Source organism: Streptomyces nanhaiensis, assembly GCF_046614825.1.
Classification (GTDB): domain Bacteria; phylum Actinomycetota; class Actinomycetes; order Streptomycetales; family Streptomycetaceae; genus Streptomyces; species Streptomyces radiopugnans.
Window position 1 is genome coordinate 1 of sequence record NZ_JBKJFM010000427.1, and the last position, 290, is coordinate 290.

Sequence of the window (290 nt, forward strand, 5' to 3'; positions counted from 1 at the left end):
GCCCTCCGGTGCCTTCGGGTGCCGGGTGGGGTGGAGCCGACGGCCCGATCCGGTAGTAGGTGAGTGATGGGGTGACGCAGGAAGGTAGTCCAGCCCGGGCGGTGGTTGTCCCGGGGTAAGGGTGTAGCCCGTTGTGCAGGTAAATCCGTGCAACATTCGAGGGTGAGACCTGATGCCGAGCCGATGTGGTGAAGTGGATGATCCTATGCTGTCGAGAAAAGCCTCTAGCGAGTTGCACGGCGGCCCGTACCCTAAACCGACTCAGGTGGTCTGGTAGAGAATACCGAGGC

1 rRNA gene is annotated in these 290 nt (G+C 62.1%); it reads left to right on the top strand.

Features of this window, described 5'->3' with window-relative positions:
* Positions 1–290, top strand: a 23S ribosomal RNA gene (locus tag ACLIYP_RS31065); the annotation flags it as partial.